This is a genomic window from Neptuniibacter sp. QD29_5 (assembly GCF_047778125.1).
Lineage (GTDB): Bacteria > Pseudomonadota > Gammaproteobacteria > Pseudomonadales > Balneatricaceae > Neptuniibacter.
In genome coordinates this window covers 2885967-2905524 of record NZ_CP180556.1, presented here as the reverse complement: position 1 = coordinate 2905524, position 19558 = coordinate 2885967, and the positions used below count along the sequence as shown (strand labels likewise).

Annotated in this window: 18 protein-coding genes and 1 tRNA gene; 14 read left to right on the top strand and 5 right to left on the bottom strand. The window is 43.5% G+C overall.

Annotation, left to right across the window (positions count from 1 at the left end):
* Nucleotides 1-10: 10 nt before the first annotated feature.
* Nucleotides 11-1315: a sodium ion-translocating decarboxylase subunit beta gene (locus ACMXYR_RS13800; RefSeq protein ID WP_415892527.1), complete on the top strand. Its 1305-nt coding sequence runs from the start codon at nucleotides 11-13 to the stop codon at nucleotides 1313-1315.
* A gap of 128 nt (nucleotides 1316-1443) precedes the next feature.
* Here the strand turns inward: ACMXYR_RS13800 and ACMXYR_RS13795 are convergent, their stop codons facing one another.
* Entirely contained in the window at nucleotides 1444-2367 is a 924-nt protein-coding gene (locus ACMXYR_RS13795; RefSeq protein ID WP_415882412.1) for a histone deacetylase family protein, read from the bottom strand.
* 289 nt (nucleotides 2368-2656) lie between these two features.
* Between ACMXYR_RS13795 and ACMXYR_RS13790 the strand changes: the two genes are divergently transcribed.
* Entirely contained in the window at nucleotides 2657-4255 is a 1599-nt protein-coding gene (locus ACMXYR_RS13790) for a response regulator (RefSeq protein ID WP_415902032.1), read from the top strand.
* Nucleotides 4256-4268: 13 nt separating this feature from the next.
* On the opposite strand, the gene ACMXYR_RS13785 is transcribed toward ACMXYR_RS13790, so the two are convergent.
* The 4 genes from ACMXYR_RS13785 to flgA form a co-directional block, all read right to left on the bottom strand.
* Nucleotides 4269-4345 (bottom strand) — tRNA-Arg (locus ACMXYR_RS13785).
* Between the two features lie 73 nt (nucleotides 4346-4418).
* Nucleotides 4419-4898: a flagella synthesis protein FlgN gene (locus ACMXYR_RS13780; RefSeq protein WP_415902031.1), complete on the bottom strand. Its 480-nt coding sequence runs from the start codon at nucleotides 4896-4898 to the stop codon at nucleotides 4419-4421.
* A gap of 8 nt (nucleotides 4899-4906) precedes the next feature.
* Nucleotides 4907-5215 carry a flagellar biosynthesis anti-sigma factor FlgM gene (gene flgM, locus ACMXYR_RS13775; protein ID WP_415902030.1) on the bottom strand — a complete coding sequence of 103 codons (309 nt, stop codon included), beginning with the start codon at nucleotides 5213-5215 and terminating at the stop codon, nucleotides 4907-4909.
* 135 nt (nucleotides 5216-5350) lie between these two features.
* On the bottom strand, nucleotides 5351-6046 hold the full coding sequence (flgA, locus tag ACMXYR_RS13770; RefSeq protein WP_415902029.1) for a flagellar basal body P-ring formation chaperone FlgA: 696 nt from the start codon (nucleotides 6044-6046) through the stop codon (nucleotides 5351-5353).
* Between the two features lie 76 nt (nucleotides 6047-6122).
* Here flgA and ACMXYR_RS13765 point away from each other — a divergent pair, with 76 nt between their 5' ends.
* From ACMXYR_RS13765 to flgK, 12 genes are all read left to right on the top strand, one after another.
* A complete protein-coding gene (locus tag ACMXYR_RS13765) occupies nucleotides 6123-7058 on the top strand; it encodes a chemotaxis protein CheV (protein ID WP_415885792.1) in 936 nt (311 codons plus the stop codon).
* Nucleotides 7059-7089: 31 nt separating this feature from the next.
* On the top strand, nucleotides 7090-7941 hold the full coding sequence (locus ACMXYR_RS13760) for a CheR family methyltransferase (RefSeq protein WP_415902028.1): 852 nt from the start codon (nucleotides 7090-7092) through the stop codon (nucleotides 7939-7941).
* A gap of 249 nt (nucleotides 7942-8190) precedes the next feature.
* Nucleotides 8191-8589 (top strand): flagellar basal body rod protein FlgB, encoded by a 399-nt coding sequence (flgB, locus tag ACMXYR_RS13755; protein WP_415888108.1) that lies wholly within the window; start codon nucleotides 8191-8193, stop codon nucleotides 8587-8589.
* A gap of 2 nt (nucleotides 8590-8591) precedes the next feature.
* Entirely contained in the window at nucleotides 8592-9029 is a 438-nt protein-coding gene (gene flgC / locus ACMXYR_RS13750) for a flagellar basal body rod protein FlgC (RefSeq protein WP_415902027.1), read from the top strand.
* 23 nt (nucleotides 9030-9052) lie between these two features.
* Nucleotides 9053-9751, top strand: coding sequence for a flagellar hook assembly protein FlgD (locus ACMXYR_RS13745; RefSeq protein WP_415902026.1), 699 nt, complete (start codon nucleotides 9053-9055; stop codon nucleotides 9749-9751).
* Between the two features lie 10 nt (nucleotides 9752-9761).
* A complete protein-coding gene (locus tag ACMXYR_RS13740; protein ID WP_415902025.1) occupies nucleotides 9762-11753 on the top strand; it encodes a flagellar hook protein FlgE in 1992 nt (663 codons plus the stop codon).
* Nucleotides 11754-11887: 134 nt separating this feature from the next.
* Nucleotides 11888-12628, top strand: coding sequence for a flagellar basal-body rod protein FlgF (gene flgF / locus ACMXYR_RS13735; RefSeq protein WP_415902024.1), 741 nt, complete (start codon nucleotides 11888-11890; stop codon nucleotides 12626-12628).
* A gap of 21 nt (nucleotides 12629-12649) precedes the next feature.
* Nucleotides 12650-13435, top strand: coding sequence for a flagellar basal-body rod protein FlgG (gene flgG, locus ACMXYR_RS13730; protein WP_415902023.1), 786 nt, complete (start codon nucleotides 12650-12652; stop codon nucleotides 13433-13435).
* Nucleotides 13436-13456: 21 nt separating this feature from the next.
* A complete protein-coding gene (gene flgH, locus ACMXYR_RS13725) occupies nucleotides 13457-14134 on the top strand; it encodes a flagellar basal body L-ring protein FlgH (protein WP_415885781.1) in 678 nt (225 codons plus the stop codon).
* Between the two features lie 11 nt (nucleotides 14135-14145).
* Nucleotides 14146-15234 (top strand): flagellar basal body P-ring protein FlgI, encoded by a 1089-nt coding sequence (locus ACMXYR_RS13720; RefSeq protein WP_415902022.1) that lies wholly within the window; start codon nucleotides 14146-14148, stop codon nucleotides 15232-15234.
* A complete protein-coding gene (flgJ, locus tag ACMXYR_RS13715; protein ID WP_415902021.1) occupies nucleotides 15234-16271 on the top strand; it encodes a flagellar assembly peptidoglycan hydrolase FlgJ in 1038 nt (345 codons plus the stop codon). The genes ACMXYR_RS13720 and flgJ overlap by 1 nt, the downstream gene beginning before the upstream one ends.
* Before the next feature lie 76 nt (nucleotides 16272-16347).
* Nucleotides 16348-19557, top strand: a complete 3210-nt coding sequence (gene flgK / locus ACMXYR_RS13710; protein ID WP_415902020.1) for a flagellar hook-associated protein FlgK — start codon at nucleotides 16348-16350, stop codon at nucleotides 19555-19557.
* Nucleotide 19558: the final 1 nt, after the last annotated feature.

The window sequence follows — 19558 nt, the reverse complement described above, 5'->3', positions numbered from 1 at the left end:
GTATTGTTTGATGGATAAGCTAATCGAACTGTTTCTTGCCTCTGGTGCTTATAACATCAGTGGCGGTCAGATCGTAATGATTTTGGTTGGCCTTTTGCTTCTGTTCTTGGCCATCAAAAAGAATTTCGAACCGCTACTGCTTGTGCCAATCGGTTTCGGTGGCATCATGGCGAACATTCCGGAAGCGGGCTTAGCGTATACAGCTGTAGAAAATGCTGTGCACTTTGCTGTTCCGGAGGTGATGAATGGTTTGGCATCTGCGCTAAATATCACTAGCACTGATCCAAAAGAGATTCTGAATGCCTACCACAACACGGCTTCAGCAGCTCAGATTCAAGATGCAATCAACGTAGCTAAAGACGGCGGTTATGCGAATGGCATGCTGTATAACTTCTACAGTGTGGCAATCGGCTCTACTGCTGCTCCGTTGTTGATCTTTATGGGTGTTGGTGCAATGACAGACTTTGGTCCGTTGTTGGCTAACCCACGTACCCTGTTCTTGGGTGCGGCAGCTCAGTTCGGCATCTTCGCAACTGTACTAGGTGCGGTTGCAATGTCTTCTATGGGCATCATGGACTTCAACATCCAAGAAGCTGCAGCAATCGGTATCATCGGTGGTGCTGATGGTCCAACTGCGATCTATGTAACTAGTTTGCTTGCTCCACACCTATTAGGTGCAATTGCGGTAGCTGCGTACTCTTACATGGCGCTAGTACCTCTGATTCAGCCACCAATTATGCGTGCGTTGACTACAGATGCTGAGCGTAAGATTCAGATGAGCCAGTTACGTCATGTAACTAAGCTTGAGAAGATTCTATTCCCAATCGTACTGTTGATCCTAGTAGCGCTATTGCTTCCAGATGCGGCACCTCTGTTGGGTATGTTCTGTTTCGGTAACTTGATGCGTGAGTGTGGTGTAGTAGATCGTCTTAGCGATACTGCTCAGAATGCTCTGATCAACATCGTTACAATCTTCTTGGGTCTATCTGTAGGTTCTAAACTATCTGCTGATAAGTTCCTAGATCTTGAAACGCTAGGCATCATGGCGCTAGGTATCGTTGCATTCTGTATCGGTACAGCTGCTGGTGTGATCATGGCTAAGATTATGAACAAGATGATGGGTGGCAATGCGATCAACCCACTAATCGGTTCAGCGGGTGTATCTGCGGTACCTATGGCTGCACGTGTATCTAATAAGATCGGTCTTGAGTATAACTCTCAAAACTTCCTGTTGATGCATGCTATGGGTCCAAATGTTGCTGGTGTAATCGGTTCTGCGATTGCAGCGGGCGTAATGATCAAGTTCGTAAGCTGATTATTAGCTTGTAGAACTAAAAAAAGGCTGCCATTGGCAGCCTTTTTTGTTTCTTTAGAGAGGTGCTATTCTGTCTAGCCTCTAGCCTCTAGCCTCTAGCCTCTAGCCTCTAGCCTCTAGCCTCTAGCTTAATGTCCGGCGAATACTTCTAAATGTGCTTGAACACTAAATGCCAAGGAAACAGGGTTGTAACCGCCTTCTAGAACCGAAACAACGCGGTTTTGACTGTAAGTGCGAGCAGCGTCTAACAGTAGCTGAGTTACCCAGCGATAGTCTTCCTCATTGAGCTTAATATCTGCCATAGGGTCTTCATGATGAGCGTCAAAGCCTGCAGAGATAATGATCATATCTGGCTTATGAGCTTGGATGGCTGGTAGCCAGCGCGATTCTACAAGTTTCCGGAATACCATGCCGTCACTGTGAGCATCCATCGGGCAGTTAATGATGTGGTCGCGCACAAAATCGCAGTAACGTTCTGGGTAGAATGGGTGTTGGAATGTAGAGCAAACAAGCACTTCCGGCCTGTCTTTAAAGATGTCGACCGTACCGTTACCTTGGTGGACGTCGAAATCGAATATAGCAACACGTTCTATACCTGGCTGCTGTAAGGCATGCATAGCTGCAATAGCAGCATTGTTATAGAAGCAAAATCCCATTGCGTTGTTATGCTCAGCATGGTGGCCAGGTGGGCGCGTAGCACAAAAAGCGTTTTTGGATTTTCCGCTAATTACCCTGTTAACTGCCATAACGGCAGAGCCTGCCGCTAAACTAGCTGCATGCAATGAATGAGGGCAAAGTGCAGTATCTTCGTCGGTATACACAACGCCTTGCTCAGGTAGTTTCATCTCCAAGCGTTTTTGATGGAGGTGAGCATGGGCAAGTTGTACTTGTTCAGGTAATACGTGTACGGATTGGATTCGTTCAAGATCCTGCATTAGGCCCGTTTTTTCCAATACTTTCTGGATGGCTACCAAGCGAATTGGGCTTTCAGGATGTTCTGGGCCCATATTGTGTAGGCCGCAATCTTCATGAGTGATAAATGCAGTAGTCATAAGCACGCTTTTTTATAAGTTTTGTTTAGTTTACCTGAAACCCAAAAAGCAGGATCTCATTACATCGTCTCAATACCTCAAGCCTACACCTTGGAGTTAGATTTTTCTTGATCTGGATCATTAGTGTTTGTATGCCCTCAGGATAGGATGGTTGTCACAGCATAGAACTGTCTTGGCATCGAGTGTTCACCCTACACCCGGTGCTTTTTTTTGTTTGCAGGAAATGCTTTTGTCATAACGAATAGGCTTTTATACTTCAAATATCTTTTTTGCGTATATGGACGGTTGAGTGGCGAAAGTAGATTATTCTGATAAGCAAGTTCTACTGATAGAAAGCAGTGGCAACATGCGATCTACTATCTTCTATATGCTGAGGAGTATGGGTGTTGCCAATCTCAAGGCAGTTACTATTAATGATCGGGTTTTAAATGAAATTTCAGAGAATAACTACGATGTTATTCTTCTCGGTCATAATGTGAATGATAGTCTCACCGGTATCCAGTTGCTGGAAGAATGCCGTTATCGAGGTTTTATAAAGCCTACTGCTTGCTGGATCTTTATGACCAGTGATGCTTCTCAAGAAGTGGTTCTACACGCAATTGATAGCCGCCCAGATGATATGATCATGAAGCCGTTTTCGGTGGATGAATTAAAGCATCGTTTGGATAATATTCTTTATCGAAAATCCGTGTTTAAGCCTGTCGATGATGCCTTGGAAATTGGCGATCTTCCGGCAGCTATTACATTTTGTAAGCATAACTTTGCTTCCTATGATGCAGAATATGATGAAGCTCAACTGATTCTTGCCCGTTTGCTGCTTAAATTTCAGAGGCCTAAAGAGAGTGCCAAGGTTGCTGAAAAGCAATATTGGAAGAGTCATGATAAAGAAGCGGGTATCGTTTGGGCAGAAGCTATGTTGCATCAGGAACAGTTCAAAGAGGCAAAGGCTCTCCTACTAGAGCTTATAGCAGAGTACCCATTGTTGATTGCTGCATATGATTTGCTTGCTCAGACTCATGAAAAAGAAGGGGATTTGGATCAAGCAAGAGATGCTGTTGCTGAAGCAGCACAGAAGTCGCCGATGGGTATTCCTCGCCAGATGGAATTGGGGCGTTTAGCTACACAAACGAAACAACTGGATATGGCGGGTGGGGCTTATAAAAAGTCTATCGTCCTCGGTCGACGTAGCTGCTATAAATCACCTGACCCTTACCTTCGCCTTGCCAACGTAAAGCGCTTAGAAGCTAAAAATGCAGATGGTGGTATGGCTATCGAGCTCTTTAATGAGTTTGAAAATACGATAGCGCAAGCTTATCAAGCCTTTCCTCGTGATGAGCGGTTACAAGTTCGAGCGTCTCTTCTGAAAAGTGAGATGTATCATCAGGTAGGTGATACTGATGCTGCTAATAAGGCTACCAGGGATGCTCAGCGAATAAACTCAGAGCTAGCTGCCCCTTTAGATCTTGATCGAGAACTGCTCAGTGTGATGGGGGATGCGGTTCCAATCCTAGAGGCTGCGGCCAAACCGAAGAAAGTACCTGGTAAGAAACATGATCCGGATATGAGTATCAAAGTGAATCGTTTGGGTGTGAAGCACTATCTTTCTGGAAAAATGCCTCAAGCCCTTAAGTATTTTGGTTTGGCGACGGAATATGATTCAAGCAACGTGAATGCTTTGTTGAATTTAGCCCAACTTTTCTTAGAAACGGCCAGAGATAGTAAAGAGAAGCGCGATGAGCGTATTAAAATGGTCCAACGTTATCTAAAACTATCTGAACGGATTAATTTGGAAGGTATTGAGCTTGATAAGCAGCATCAGCTAAGGCGCTATCTGAGCCATGATGTCGCTCTGTTGCCGAAAGGTTCTTTAGGTAATTTATTGCGATAGATAGCAAAGAAAATGGCGTCCCAGAGAGGATTCGAACCCCTGGCCTGTCCCTTAGGAGGGGACCGCTCTATCCAGCTGAGCTACTGGGACATGCTTGTTGAATTTTCGTGCTTGTAGGTGGATTTTACAATCGAGTCACTCGATATAGAAGGGTTAAAGCGGTTTAAGCCTTGCCTAAGCTACTTTGTGCTTTGTACAGTTTTGAAGCTCCAGCCTTGCCATAAAGTTGGTCTTGTTTCTTATGGCCGCGAACTATAGCGAGTAATTGGTTGACGTTTTGCTGATTACGATAGATAGCTTGTTCATTGCGCTTATTTTTATGCTGTAGCTCTTTAAGGTGGCGTTTGATTTCAGCATAAAATGCATTAGTTTGCTGTGCGGCAGGAGTGTTGTCTTCCTGAGCGGAGTAATCTTCGGAATCTATGTCAATACCAAAAGATTTTAATAAGGCTACACGTTCAAGAGTGAAGTTATGGAACTTGTTAATCACACCCATTTTTTCTTGGGTGATATCACTTAATTGTTCAAGGTCCTTGCTACTGAGTGCTTCGAGCTCTCTGTCGTAAACCGTACTAAGTGATTCTAAAAGCAAAATACCCTGCTTAAGCAGGGTATCTAGTTTTGTATATTGTTGTTCGGTCATAGCGAAATTTACAATAGGTTGTCAAAGCTTAGCATCTTCTCTGCTACGCGTTCAGCATTGATTTGATAGCTGCCACTTTCAATTTCTTGTTTTAGTCGCTCGACACGCTCGCTGTCCACATCAGGTGCATTGGCCAGTTGTTTTTCAACATTCTGCAGTGTCTGAGCTGCATTGCTGAGTTTAACTGTATCACCTTTACTGGACGGAGACTGCGCAGGGGCATCATTGCTACCAGTTTTGGTGGCACTACCTTCGCCTGCTCGTGCACGAGTGCTATTCGTCTGCGACGATGACAGGCCCGTGATGTCGTTAATCATTTTTCCGTCCTCAAACTTGTATCTGAACCAGCTTATCGGCGGCTAATTTGGAAACTTTAGAAAAATATTTTTTTCTTTAATGAATTCGAGTATAGCAGTTGTAAGCAGATGAAACCATGTTGGATTGACAGTGTTTTATGGGGTTCGAACCAGCCCTGCTTCAATAACTACCGCTTTAACAATGTTGCCTGAACGATCATTTTTAACCTTTATCTGCTGGCCAATACTTCCATCCTCTAAAGCTGTCCCAGCTGCTCTGATTGAAACGCCGCTACGTTTAGCTTCGATAATAACAGAGTTTCCGCGTGACACGGCTAAAGGGGGTTTTAGCATTGAAGCAGTAAAAATTGTGCCTGCTGCAATACTTCTTTTCGTAGTCCAGCCTATAATTTCTTCAGTGCGAAGAAAATATGCTGAACGAATGTTGGTGATATCGACTTGAGTTCTTTGGATATGCTGGGAACTCAAACGAGTATTTCTTGGAAGGCTGGTACTGCTGATTACAGCTGTACCATAGAGTTTAATTTGTGCTGTAACAAAAAGTTGCCACATTGGAGATGGACAGCGTGCTCGAAAGGTGATTCTGCTTCCGTTTCCTTTAGGTGATTGAAATTCTAGGGGTTGTAGGCAGTTTTTTAGTTTGATTTTTCGGCTAATCGGGTTAAGTTTGATCTCAGTTCGCGCATCCGGCTTAGCTTTTTTGTAATGTTCTTGCAGAAAAAGTAGCGCCTCCTGCTCTAATTTTTCGGTTTGATCGGCTGCTAAAGCGCCGAATGAGGCCAAAAGAACAGTGGTTAGGAAGAAAAGTCGTGTTAAATTATGCTTATTCACGTTGTTGTAACTAACATTATGTTTATGTAACGGCGTACAAACAGAATAGATTTAATCTCTACGGGATTATTAGATCATGTCAGGTATCCTAGATAGTGTAAACCTGCGTACCCAAATGGTAGGGCAGAACAGGCTAGAGTTGTTATTGTTTGGTTTGGAAACAGATCAACAATACGGCATCAATGTTTTTAAAGTGCGTGAAGTTTTACAGTGCCCCGATCTTACTGAGGTGCCTCGTCAGACTTCCGCTATTAAAGGTATGGCGCATATTCGCGGCGAGACAATTCCTGTACTGGATCTGTCTGAAGCTGTTGGACGCCAAACCGTTCCTCATGAGCAAAGGCAAGACTGTTTCTTGATTGTTGCTGAGTATAACCGTCGAACGCTTGCATTCTTAGTTCGCAAAGTCGATCGGATTTTAAATACTCAGTGGGATCAGATAATGGCCCCTCCAACAGAAATCGGTGTGGAGAATTATCTGACAGCCATTTTCGAATATGAAGGTAAACTCATCGAAATTTTGGATGTGGAGCAGATCCTAGCAGACCTATATCCAATGCCAACAGAAGTCAGTAAAGATGTAGCTGATGACAAGGTTCGTGAAAAAGCTCGTGAGCATCAAATTCTGATTGTCGATGATTCTTCTGTAGCCCGTAATCAGATGCAAAGAAGTTTGGAGAATTTGGGTATCAAGGTGACGTCGTGCAACAACGGCCGTATGGCGTGGGACTTGTTACGTGATATGGCTGACCGTGGAACTGATGTTACAGAGCACTTTTTGATGGTTATTTCGGATATTGAAATGCCAGAAATGGATGGGTACACGCTGACTTCTATGATTCGTGAAGACGAGCGTATGAGTGCTATGCATGTAGTGCTACATACATCCTTATCGGGTGGCTTCAACGTGTCTATGGTTAAAAAAGTAGGGGCTGATGGTTTCCTCGCTAAGTTTAATCCGGATGACCTAGCGACAGCTGTAGTGCAGCGCATCCAGCAAGTAGAAAAATAATCAGTCATAGGTTAGGGGTATTACTCTTTCTATGAGTATTTCCGGTAGATCAAACTTTACTATTACGGATGCTGACTTCGAGTTGTTCAGTCGCTTCCTTGAGGATAGTAGTGGGATATTGCTTGCGAAGCATAAGCAATACCTTGTACAAAGCCGTTTGGGGAAAATTGTCCAGGAAAACAACTGTCCTGGTTTAAAAGAACTGATTACTAAACTGCAAAGCCCTACATCAAAACGTTTGCGTGAGCAGGTCATCGATGCGATGACTACCAATGAAACTTTATGGTTTAGGGACGTTCATCCATTCGACATTTTACGTGATCGTATTGTGCCCGAAATGCTAGGGCAGGGTGTTGGTTCTAATAAAATTAGAATTTGGTCGGCCGCCTGCTCTACAGGTCAAGAACCCTATTCAATCAGTATGACGCTGGATGAATTTAAGAAAAAAACACCTGGTAAGTTGGTTTCAGAAGAGATCATTGCTACAGATATATCGACTCAAGTGCTAGAGCAGGCGCGTAGAGGTGAATATGAAATGTTGGCGATAGGTCGCGGCCTCTCTCAAGAGCGATTAACACAGCACTTCCGAGAAACGTCTAACGGTAGTTGGGCGGTAAAACCGGAAATAAAATCTAAGGTGAGATTTCAGAGTATTAATCTACTTGGTCAATATACATCGATGGGTAAATTTGATGTTATTTTCTGTCGAAATGTATTGATTTATTTCTCCAGTGAGAAGAAAACTGAAATTTTGTCAAAGATGCATGGGGTGTTAAAGCCAGGGGGGTATTTAATCCTTGGTGCCTCAGAATTCCTTTCTGGATTATCTGATAAATACAAAATGATTCATTGCCGGCCAGGTATTATTTACCAAGCCATATAGCTCGCTAGTTTGTGTATTAATGCAAAAGCCGCTTACCAAAGGTAAGCGGCTTTTTTGTTGCCTCTTTGTTGTCCTTCAAGTTCAGAGCTGTTGCCGCAAGCGGCAATGTAGCGGTTTTAGATTGCCGTTTTCATAAGGGGAGTGGTTCTTGATATTACTGATATCTGTATAACTTGTTGAATTTAATGGATTTTAATTATTTGGCATGTTAGTTGCTTTCTTGTGGGTATTATTAAAAGAGGCAATGAAATGGCAATTAGTTTTGACGCAGCTTTGGGAATCCACGATGACGCACTTATGCACCGTGCACGTCGTGCAGAGGTTTTAGCTAATAATATTGCTAATGCTGATACACCTAACTTTAAAGCCAGAGACATCGAATTTGCTGAAGCTTTAGAGCATGTGTCGACTAAAATGAATGTAAAGCAGGTTGCAACTTCTTCAGGGCATAACACTGAGTTGCTAGAGCCTGATTTGGCGGCAGATATGATGTTCCGTATTCCTAACCAAGCTTCGGTTGATGGTAACACTGTTGAGGTTCAGCAAGAAATGGCACGTTACACAGAGAATGCTATGGATTACCAGACGTCATTTCATTTCCTAAATAAGAAGTTTACTGGTCTTAAATCAGCGATTAAGGGTGAATAATCATGTCATTGAGTAATGTATTTGGAATCGCTGGTTCGGCTATGAATGCTCAGACAATCCGCTTAAATACGACTGCCAGTAACATGGCTAATGCGGAAAGTGTGAGCTCGAGTGTTGATGAGACTTATAGAGCTCGAAAGCCAGTTTTTGCTGTACAGCAAGTTGATCCTTTAGCGGAACCTGACAATGAGTTTGGAATCGCTGCAGGTCAAGGGGTACAGGTGCTTGGGATTGTGGAAAGTGAGGCTGAATTACGCCAAGAATACAATCCAGCGCATCCAATGGCTGATGAAGAAGGGTTTGTGTATTACCCGAATGTAAATGTTGTAGAAGAGATGGCGGATATGATTTCAGCATCTCGATCTTTCCAGATTAATACCGAGATTATGAATACTGCCAAGCAGATGCTTCAGCAGACGATCAGACTTGGGCAGCAATAATTTAAGAAACGAGGTTTTTGGCCATGAGTAACGTTAATGGCGTAAATCAGAACGTTTTCGATCAGATAAACAGATCTAATCAGGCTAACAGTACTCAGAAGAGTCAGACGGAAGAAGATAGTGATATGTTCATGCGTTTGATGATTGCTCAGTTGCAGAATCAAGACCCATCTAGTCCTGCTGATACAACTGACTTTATGCAGCAGATAGCGACTATGTCACAGGTAGAGAGTATTAACCAACTTAATACTTCAGTGAATGAAATGTCTCAGTCGATGCTTTCGAGTCAGGCTGCATTACAAGCATCCTCTATGGTGGGTCAGTCAGTGTTTATTCCTGGTGATACCTCTGAGGTAGGGACTGCCATGAACCCATTCGCGAAAGGTGCTTTTAATCTAGAAACTAGTGCCTCAGACGTAAGAATTAAGGTTTATAACTCAAGCGGAACTTTAGTTGACAATATGCAGCTTGGTGCGGTTCAGCAAGGCGAGCATGAGTTTGCTTGGCAGATGCGGTTCGACGAAGACGGTAATCCGGAGCATCCGCCGGGAGACTATACGTTCGTGATCGAGCGCCTAGAGGATAATGAATATCAAGCGGTTGATACCAGTATGGCTTATAGAGTTAACAGTGTGACTCTGGGTGAAAATGGTATCGGTATGAAAGTGAACACAACAGCTGGCACATTTGATATCAGCGATGTGAAACAGATAGGCGTGTGAGGATAAGACTATGTCAGGTTTTAATACAGCCGTTAACGGCTTGAAAGCGGCTACTACAGATCTCGATGTAACGGGCAACAATATTGCGAACGCGAGTACTGTCGGTTTCAAATCATCTCGAACTGAATTTGGTGATATTTATGCGACGGCGGTTGTTGGTGCTGGTTCGTCAAATGTTGCCGGTGCTGGTGTAACGGTAACGGATATTGCACAAGACTTTAAAGCGGGCACGATCCAGTTTACAAACAATAATCTTGATTTGGCTATCAATGGTTCCGGCTTCTTTCAGCTCGATGATGGTCAAGGCAGTACCACCTATACCCGAGCGGGTTCATTTGAGCTAGATAAAAATGGTTTTGTGGTATCTAAAACGGGGGCTTTTCTGCAGGGCTATGGTCTCGATTCTGAAGGTAACCGATTACCTATTGATAATCTGGCAGTTACCCAGAAAGAAAGCCCGCCAAAAGCTACAGAAGATATTGATCTATCTTTCAATATTGATTCAAGGGAAGATGCCGCAACTTTGTTGCCAGATTACGATAAAGATGAACCTGGTTCATTTACTTATAGTACAACTATTCGGACATACGATAGTTTAGGTAATGAACATACTATTAAGTTCAATTTGGCAGAGGCTCGCCCTTACCAGGCTCAACAGCAGGTTACGGGTATTGAACTAGATGATGAGATTTCAGGTGTTCCGATTACAGCGGCAGATTTAACAGCATTGGCTGATTTGGATGTGGCTGCGGTCCCACCTGGTCCGGGTTATCCCTATACTTTAGATTCTTCGTCCTCAACAAATGCAGATCCTAATATAGCGGCTGCTGGTGCTTTCTTTGACACGATGACGGATCCAATTAATGGTGATGCCCGTATTCAAAGTATTATTGTTAATGGCCCTGATGATATAACTATAAGATTTAAGGCAGAGTATCCAGAACCGGATCTCATCCAGTTTGTTGATAATGATGGTGATGGGTCGCTTGTAGTAACTGAAGTCGCAGAAATTACTGCTAATGAAACCTATACATTCCCTATAACGGGTAGTACGACTGATGATCTCGTATTGGAAATTGGGGGGGTAAATTTACCTACTATCCCGTCTGGTTCTACGGACGATATAGTTGGTAATACGATAACTGCAGCTGAAGCAAGGATTAAGGATGCAAACCCTGATGTTGAATCGGTTATTTATGATAACGTCAATAAGCAGGTTGTAATTACCTATAAAGCTGAAGCCGGTGACATAAATGCGAGTGAGGCGATTGCTTTTACTGCTACTAGTGGTACTACGGTGATTGGTGCACCTACCATTAAAGACGGTGATAACTCTTTTCAGGGCGTCTATCGGATGTATGCCTACCTGAACGGAAATGAAACACTTGATATTGGTAAGGCGCTAGATCCGGGTGAGGCGGGCACAGGTACTGAGCCTGGACCAATACTCATTAAGTTTAATCCAGCGAATGGTTTGTTGTCTGGAATTAATGGTCAGCAATTCTCGGTAGGTGCTGTAGTGCCGGGTATCACTATTGTTGGGGCCGACCCAGCAGATGCTACTACGGAAATTACGTTGGATATCTCTAATACAACCCAATTTGCATCGGCATCTATTGTGAAAGCCTCGCAGCAAGATGGTTACACTAAAGGCGATCTGATAGGTGTTACTTTTAGTGGAACTGGTGAAATGGTCGCGAGCTTCTCCAATGGCCAAAACCAAGACCTTGGTGTTGTTGCTATAGCGACTTTTGAAAACCAGTCTGGCTTATCCCCTTCTGGGGATACTGAATGGTCTGCAACATTCGCTTCAGGTAATGCTATCGTTAACCCGCCTGGTACAGGCTTGAATGGTACGTTGCAATCAGCTGCTCTTGAGCAATCAAATGTTGATTTGTCAGCAGAGCTTGTAGCGTTGATTGAGGCTCAGAGGAATTTCCAGGCTAACTCCAAGACGTTGGAAACGCTAAATACTGTGACGCAGAATATTCTCCAGATTTAATCTGAATTAATCACCTTTTAACGAAAAAAGACCGCTTAAGTGGTCTTTTTGTGTTTCTGGCATACCCTTTGCTTTATCTATCCATATACGAATTCAACGAGATGCGGCAATGCCGCTCAAACGAGAAGAGAAAGATGGATAAGGTTCTATATTTAGCAATGAGTGGCGCCAGAGAGAATATGCTGGCTCAGCAAGCTCATGCCAATAACCTTGCAAATGCAAATACCTCAGGTTTTAAGGCAGATTTGGCTCAAGCCCGCGCTATGCAGGTGTTTGGTGAAGGGCATGCCTCTCGGGTTTATGCTCAAACTGAACGTCCAGCTACAGATATGACAAGTGGAACGTTGATTGAAACGGGACGTAAGCTGGATATCGCTGTGGCTGGTGACGGATGGTTTTCTGTTATTCGTCCAGATGGCACTGAGGGGTATACTCGTGCCGGTTCACTGCAGATCAATGCCGCTAACCAGTTAGTTACAGGAAGTGGCTTGCCGGTAATGGGCAATGGCGGAATTCCTATTGTATTGCCTCCCTTCGAAGAAATTGAAGTGTCTACTAGTGGAATAATCACTGTTCGTCCATTAGGTGAAGATGCGGCAGAACTGCTAGTGGCAGATCAAATTAAGCTTGTAAACCCTGATCCTCAGACTCTCTTCAAAGGACCTGACGGCTTGATGACAAATGGTGGTGTGCCTGAATTGGCGGACCCGAATGTACGTATCCGTTCAGGATATATTGAATCAAGTAATGTCAATGCTGTCAGTGAATTGACCGGGATTATATCGACTTCCCGCCAATTCGAAATGCAAATTAAAATGATGAAAACTGCAGAAGAAAATTCAGAAACTGCAGCAACCATTTTGAAAATATCTTAATAATCACCTGAGGATAAATTAATGCACGGTGCACTAAGCGTAGCTAAAACAGGAATGACCGCTCAGGATACAAATCTGAAGGTGATTTCCAACAACTTGGCCAACGTATCAACTGTTGGTTTCAAAAAAGATAACGTAGTTTTTGAAGATCTGATGTATCAGGTACGTCGTCAACCAGGCGCTCAAACAGCAGAAGAAGCACAGCTTCCGTCAGGCTTGCAAATTGGTTTAGGTGTTCGAACTGTAGGAACACAAAAGCTCTTTTCAGCGGGTGATATGGAAGTGACTGGCGAGCCATTTGATGTTGCGATCAATGGACGCGGGTTTCTGCAAGTAACTTTGCCTAATGGGGATACCGCTTATACGCGTAATGGGCAGCTACACTTGAATAGTGATAATCAAGTAGTTACTCCAGAGGGCTACTTGCTCGAGCCAGAGCTTACGTTGCCTAATGATGTACTTAGCTTTTCGATTGGTACTGATGGAATAGTTACAGTTACTACTCCAGATAGTCCACAAGGTACCCAGATCGGGCAAATGCAGCTTGCAGACTTTGTTAACCCTCAGGGGCTGCAGTCACAAGGCCAAAACCTCTATATCGAAACTGCATCTAGTGGTGCTCCTGTAGTCAGTAATCCAGGGGAAAATGGTACAGCGGTACTTATTCAAGGGTCGTTGGAAAACTCAAATGTAAATTCAGTAGAAGAGCTGGTGGATATGATTACTACCCAGCGAGCATATGAAATGAATTCAAAAGTTATCTCTACAGCTGACGAGATGCTTTCTTATGTCAGCCAGCAGCTGTAATGAGATATTGAGGTTATAACGATGAAAAAACTTATCACTGCTTTTGTATCTATTACATTGTTACTTACAGGTTGTGTGCAGAAACAAGTTAAACCAAATAACCCTGAGTATGCACCTGTAGTGCCTCAGGCATTAACGCAGCCTGCACCAGTGAATGGTTCAATCTACAATTCTGCAACAAGCATAAACTTGTATGGTGATGGTAGAGCCCACAGAATCGGTGATATTTTGACAATCACATTGCAAGAAAGTACCAGTTCTCAAAAAAGTGCGACAACAGAATTAGACAAATCTAGCAGTTTGACGCTGACACAACCGACGATATTAGGTGATGCGGTATCGCTTAATGGCAAACCACTAAGTGCTTCGATTACTGGTCCGACAACGGCATTCGAAGGTGAAGGCTCTTCTGATATGAGTAATAACCTGACAGGTAATATTACAGTTACAGTGCATGATGTTCTGCCAAACGGTGTTTTGTTGGTTAAAGGTGAAAAGTGGTTAACCTTAAATCAGGGTGATGAATATATCCGAATCAGCGGCATGGTCAGACCGCAGGATATAGGCTCAGATAATACAGTTGCCTCGACTAAACTTGCTGACGCGCGTATAGCTTACAGTGGTACCGGAGCAGTTCATGACACTAATGTAATGGGATGGGTGTCTAAATTCTTTATCAGTGCATTGATGCCATTCTAAAGGTAGTGATGATGAAAAAAACATTAATTCTCATAACTTGCATGCTCGTGACCATTGTCGCTGAAGCAAGCCGCCTAAAAGATATGGTTAGTATTTCTGGTGTTCGCTCTAACCAATTAGTTGGTTATGGCTTGGTTGTTGGTCTTGATGGGACTGGTGATAAAACATCCTTTACTTCGCATACGTTCCGAAACATGTTGAATAACTTTGGTGTGGCGATTCCATCTACGATGAATCCTGCTTCTAAGAACATTGCAGCAGTAGCAATTCATGCTGATCTTCCTGCTTTTTCTAAGCCAGGCCAGCAGATTGATATTACTGTTTCGGCCATTGGCGATGCGAAAAGCTTACGTGGTGGTAGTTTACTTATGTCACCGTTGAAGGGAGCTGATGGTCAGGTTTATGCGGTAGCTCAAGGTAATTTGGTTGTCTCTGGTTTTGGTGTTCAGGGGGCTGATGGTTCTCGTCTGTCTTTGAATGTACCAAGCGTTGGTCGGATCCCGAATGGTGCTACGGTAGAGAGAGCTGTCCCAAGTGGTTTTACTCAAGGGGATAGCTTGGTGTTAAACCTTCATCGTCCAGATTTCACTACATCACGAAGAGTTGCGGAGGAAATTAACCATTTGTTAGGAGCCGGAATGGCGGCCTCAATGGATGCAACCTCAATCCGAGTAAGAGCTCCCCGCGACCCTAATCAACGAGTTTCTTTTCTTTCGGTATTAGAGAATCTAAATGTGGAACCGGCGAAAGATTCCGCAAAAGTCGTGATTAATTCACGTACCGGTACCATCATTATTGGTCAAAATGTTCAAGTCTCTCCTGTGGCGATTACTCATGGTGGTTTAACGGTAGCAATCGCAGAGGCTGCTGATGTGAATCAGCCAAATCCATTAGGTGGTGGCCAGACGGTTGTAACCCCTCGTACTGGAATCGAAGTAGATGAAGGTTCCGGTCATATGTTTGAGTTTGCGCCAGGTGCAAACCTGCAAGATATCGTTGAAGCGGTAAATCAGGTGGGTGCAGCTCCAGGTGACTTGATGGCTATCTTGGAAGCGCTGAAACAAGCGGGTGCCTTAAAAGCTGAATTGGTGGTGATCTAATGATTAAAACAGGCGCAGGCAATAATGCTCAGCTTTATTCAGATCTGGCTGAGCTTCAAAAATTAAAAGCTAAAGCTAAAGGCGATAGTGATGAAGGCCTGCGTTTGGCCGCTCAGCAGTTTGAGCAACTTTTTGTCAGCATGTTACTGAAGTCTATGCGTGAAGCAAATGCCGCATTTGGTGAAGACAACTTTATGAATAGTAGTCAAACCAAAATGTTTCAAAGCATGTATGACAATCAGATTGCTCTAGAGATGTCAGGTGCTCAAGGTATTGGGTTGACTGATGTGCTAGTGAGGCAGCTTGGTGGCCAGGTGGATAAAGAAAAGCCTGAACTTAAGTCTCTAGATACAAGTAGCCGGGAGCTTAATCGAGCTTTTGATCATGCTGCATCGGTTGCTGCTGCAGCGCTTTTAGCGAAGGCTGAAGGCCAAGAAAACCCTCCGGGCATTACGCTGACAGAAGATCAGAAAAGTACGGTTAAAGAAGTTTTTGAATCACAGATGGCTGCTGCTAAAAAAGTAGTAGATGAAAACCTTCCTGATCGTTTTGAATCTCCAGAAGAATTTGTTGAGAAGCTAATGCCGTTAGCTGAAAAAGTGGCTGGTGAGTTAGGGGTGGATCCTCGAGTGTTGCTAGCGCAGTCTGCTCTAGAAACGGGTTGGGGAAAATTTATGGTTCGATCTGCAGACGGTAGCAATGCAAATAACCTTTTCAATATAAAGGCAGATCGACGCTGGGATGGCGCAAGTGCGCAAGTTTCAACTCTGGAATACAGAGATGGCTTAGCACAAAAGGAAAAGGCTTTCTTTAGAAGCTATGACAGCTATGAAGACAGCTTTCGAGACTATGTTGATTTTCTGAAAACTAATCCGCGTTACAAAGTGGCGTTGGAAAGTACAGATGATCCATATAAATATGTGCAGCAATTACAGGAAGCAGGTTATGCAACTGATCCTAATTACGCTGACAAGATTAAAAATATTTTTGAGGGAGCTCTGCTCGCAAGTCGAAGTGATGGATCTAAAGAGGGTTAAGTAATAGTCGATAAACTATTACACAACTCTCCTTTATCCATCTTCAGAAGCAGACCAAATCTCAAAAGGAGTTCTCATGTCTTTCGGTTTACTATCTTTAGGCACACAGAGCCTACAGGCTAACCAAACGGCTCTGACAGTAACAGGTCAGAACATCAGTAATGTCAATACGGAAGGGTATAGCAGGCAAAGACCTGTGTTCCTTTCTCGTGAAGATCAAGCCGGGGTGTTGGTAAATGATGTAGAGCGTATAGCTGATGAGTTCCTGAATAAGCAGATTTGGTCTGATAGTTCTACCTACAAGAGTTTTGAAATCTATCGTGACTATGCGAATGAGTTAGATAACCTTATGGCATCAGATGTCACAAGTGTATCTAAAGCGATGGATGATTATTTTGGTGCGCTACAGACTGCTGTTGATGATCCAGTAAGCTTGCCAAACCGCGAACTCTTTCTTGCGCAAGCAGATGCCTTGGTACGACGATTTAATGATCTTGACTCAAATATTCGACGCCAAAATGAAACTATCAATGGCCGGTTGGAAAGTGCCTCTGCAGCAGTAAATACCATTGCTCAGAATATAGCGCAGTTGAATGATGATATTCGTATTGCTACAGCTGCGGGGCAAGTTTCCAATGAACTATTGGATCAACGCGATGCAAAGCTTGAGGAGTTATCCGAATATATTGGTTTTACCACGATCAGTGAACCGTCTACCGGTGAGGTCAGCGTATTTGTCGGTAACGGCGAGCCTTTAGTAGTAGGGCTAACTGCTAATAAACTAGTGACCACTTTAAACCCTGCGGACAGCAGTATGCTGAATATCTCGTTACAGATGGGGAATAATGAAGCAGATATTACTCGTCAAGTGTCAGGGGGAATTATTGGCGGGACCTTAACTTATAGGGATACGACACTAAATCAGTCGCTGGATGAGTTGGGCCGGATTGCTTTAGTATTTGCTGAAACAATGAATGAGCAGCATCAAAAAGGTATGGACCTTGATGGTAATGCTGGTGATCTTTTGTTTACAGATATTAATGCGCCTGCGGTTACTCAGAACAGAGTAATAGCTTATAGGGATAATGGCTCAGCTGTAAATTCGACAGTCATTATTAATGAAGCCGATAAACTCCAAGCCTCAGAATATAGTTTGATTTTTAATGATACGGGTACATTCACTATTACTCGTGAATCTGATGGTATGCGTTGGGAAAGTAATACTCTGAATTTACAGTCGGATGTATCTGATGTTGATGAAGAGGGAGAATATGCATATGACCCTGTGTCTGGAGAATTGGATTTACGGATTGACGGATTTAGCTTAAGCATGCGTACTGATACCGGATTTATTCCTGGTGATCAGTTTTTAATTCGTCCAACTCGAAATGCTGCTTCAGAAATTGATACAGTACTCACCAATGGGCGTCAACTCGCATTGGCAGCGCCATTGGCTGTAACTGAATCAGGGTCTAATCAAGGTACAGGTGAAGTCGAAGTTATTATTACTGATCCTGAGTATGCTGAGCTGTCTAATGTTGAAAACACATTAACGCCTCCAGTAACTGCAGGATTGGCCGTTGTTGATCCTGCAGGTACGCCTTTAACGTTCCAAGTTTCTGACTATACGAAAATTAATAACTTATCTTTTCCTATAAGTGTTGAGCATTTTGGTGCAGGTAGTTATGAAGTTAAAGACAGTACTGGAGCCTCGATTTTTGGGCCAGGTGTACCCGCTCCTACTGCGACAGAGATAGATCTTGATGCAGCTTATGGTTTAACTTTAACCGTGGGCGGAGCTGCGTCGGCAGTTGGTGTATCTTCAATCGAGTATGACTCAACGGTAATTGATGATAATAGGTTAACGCCTCCTCTACAGATTGCCTTTTTACCTGAGCTTGAAGGTGCTGCGAATACTGGGGATCAGTTTGTATCTTTACCTGCTGATTTAAATGTGACGGTAGGAACGACAGGTTTAAGTTTTTCGTCTGATGCAGTCACCCTAACTGATGCTGAAGAAGTTGGAAGTGTAGGTTATCCCTTAACTTTTGATTCTTTAGGGGGGGGGAATTATCAGGTAACTCCTGCGTCAGGAGGTCCTTTTGTTGTAACTGCTTCAGTATCAGGTACTGATGTTGTTTTTGATATGACAGATCAGATTGGCCTGAAAATAAGTGCTACCGGGGTTGTTGATGGCGCAGGTTTAAATAGCTTTACGGTACAGCCTGCAGATGTGAATAAAGTAGAGCATACTCCTGTTTTTACAGCGCAAACGGGTAACCCTTCTGCAACAGGTTCTATTGAAGCAAGAGTTACCGATACTGCATTGGTTGGTGCCGCGCAATATCCTCTAACGGTTACTTATACCAATGTCCCTGCGGGTACTTATGAGGTTGCTGATACAGCAGGAAACACGCTTTATTCAGGGGTGGCTAATGCTGATGGCAACCTTTCATTGCCAAGCCTTGGCCTAGATATTCATGTAGATACAGATATTGCTGTTAATGATACGGTGACGATCGCTCCTGAGCAGAATTCTAATATTAATAGTGCTGCAACTATCAATAACATACGAGTAACCGATGAGCGTTTAATGGGGGCTGTTACCTTCCCTGTTCAGGTTGTTTATGACGGTGGTTCAAGTACCTATGTAGTCACAGATTCAGCAAACCCATCGACAGTCTTGTTTAACGGCGGAGCCCAATCTGGCGCTTTGGACATGACTAAAACATTTGGTTTTGCGATTGATGTTAATAACCCTCCAGAAGTACCGGGGAATGGTGACAGCTTTATTATTCAGCACTCTCCTGACTCAAAAGACGCTGCTTATGTTGTCCTAACTGATGGCGATGGTGATCGTGTTGTCCGTGAATATGAGCCTAATTCGCCTATAGCATTATCTGGCTATGAGGTTGTTATAAATAACAGGCCTCAAGTGGGTGATACGTTTCAGATTACTCTAAATACAGGTGGAGTTTCAGATAATAGGAATTCTCTTTTAATGTCTGACCTGCAGGCAGAAAAATTGATTGATGGTGCTTCTTATCAGGATCAGTATGGCCTGAATGTAGAACGAGTGGGTTCAGAAGCTGCTGTCGCACAGGTAAATGCTAAGGCTGGTAAATCAGTTTTAGATGCAAATATTGCTACGCGTGAAGGGATTTCAGGTGTTAATTTGGATGAAGAAGCAGCGAAGCTGGTTCAGTTTCAACAAGCTTATCAGGCTTCTGCTCAGTTGATTCGGGCAGCACAGACAATTTTTGATACGCTGCTTCAAAGTGTATAGG

Coding starts and splice junctions, on each gene's coding strand:
- ACMXYR_RS13765 (WP_415885792.1), top strand. CDS start 6,123: ATGTCAGGTATCCTAGATAGTGTAAACCTGCGTACCCAAATGGTAGGG.
- ACMXYR_RS13760 (WP_415902028.1), top strand. CDS start 7,090: ATGAGTATTTCCGGTAGATCAAACTTTACTATTACGGATGCTGACTTC.
- flgK (WP_415902020.1), top strand. CDS start 16,348: ATGTCTTTCGGTTTACTATCTTTAGGCACACAGAGCCTACAGGCTAAC.
- flgJ (WP_415902021.1), top strand. CDS start 15,234: ATGATTAAAACAGGCGCAGGCAATAATGCTCAGCTTTATTCAGATCTG.
- flgM (WP_415902030.1), bottom strand. CDS start 5,215: ATGATTAACGACATCACGGGCCTGTCATCGTCGCAGACGAATAGCACT.
- ACMXYR_RS13780 (WP_415902031.1), bottom strand. CDS start 4,898: ATGACCGAACAACAATATACAAAACTAGATACCCTGCTTAAGCAGGGT.
- ACMXYR_RS13795 (WP_415882412.1), bottom strand. CDS start 2,367: ATGACTACTGCATTTATCACTCATGAAGATTGCGGCCTACACAATATG.
- flgB (WP_415888108.1), top strand. CDS start 8,191: ATGGCAATTAGTTTTGACGCAGCTTTGGGAATCCACGATGACGCACTT.
- flgH (WP_415885781.1), top strand. CDS start 13,457: ATGAAAAAACTTATCACTGCTTTTGTATCTATTACATTGTTACTTACA.
- ACMXYR_RS13720 (WP_415902022.1), top strand. CDS start 14,146: ATGAAAAAAACATTAATTCTCATAACTTGCATGCTCGTGACCATTGTC.
- ACMXYR_RS13800 (WP_415892527.1), top strand. CDS start 11: ATGGATAAGCTAATCGAACTGTTTCTTGCCTCTGGTGCTTATAACATC.
- flgG (WP_415902023.1), top strand. CDS start 12,650: ATGCACGGTGCACTAAGCGTAGCTAAAACAGGAATGACCGCTCAGGAT.
- flgC (WP_415902027.1), top strand. CDS start 8,592: ATGTCATTGAGTAATGTATTTGGAATCGCTGGTTCGGCTATGAATGCT.
- ACMXYR_RS13740 (WP_415902025.1), top strand. CDS start 9,762: ATGTCAGGTTTTAATACAGCCGTTAACGGCTTGAAAGCGGCTACTACA.
- flgF (WP_415902024.1), top strand. CDS start 11,888: ATGGATAAGGTTCTATATTTAGCAATGAGTGGCGCCAGAGAGAATATG.
- ACMXYR_RS13745 (WP_415902026.1), top strand. CDS start 9,053: ATGAGTAACGTTAATGGCGTAAATCAGAACGTTTTCGATCAGATAAAC.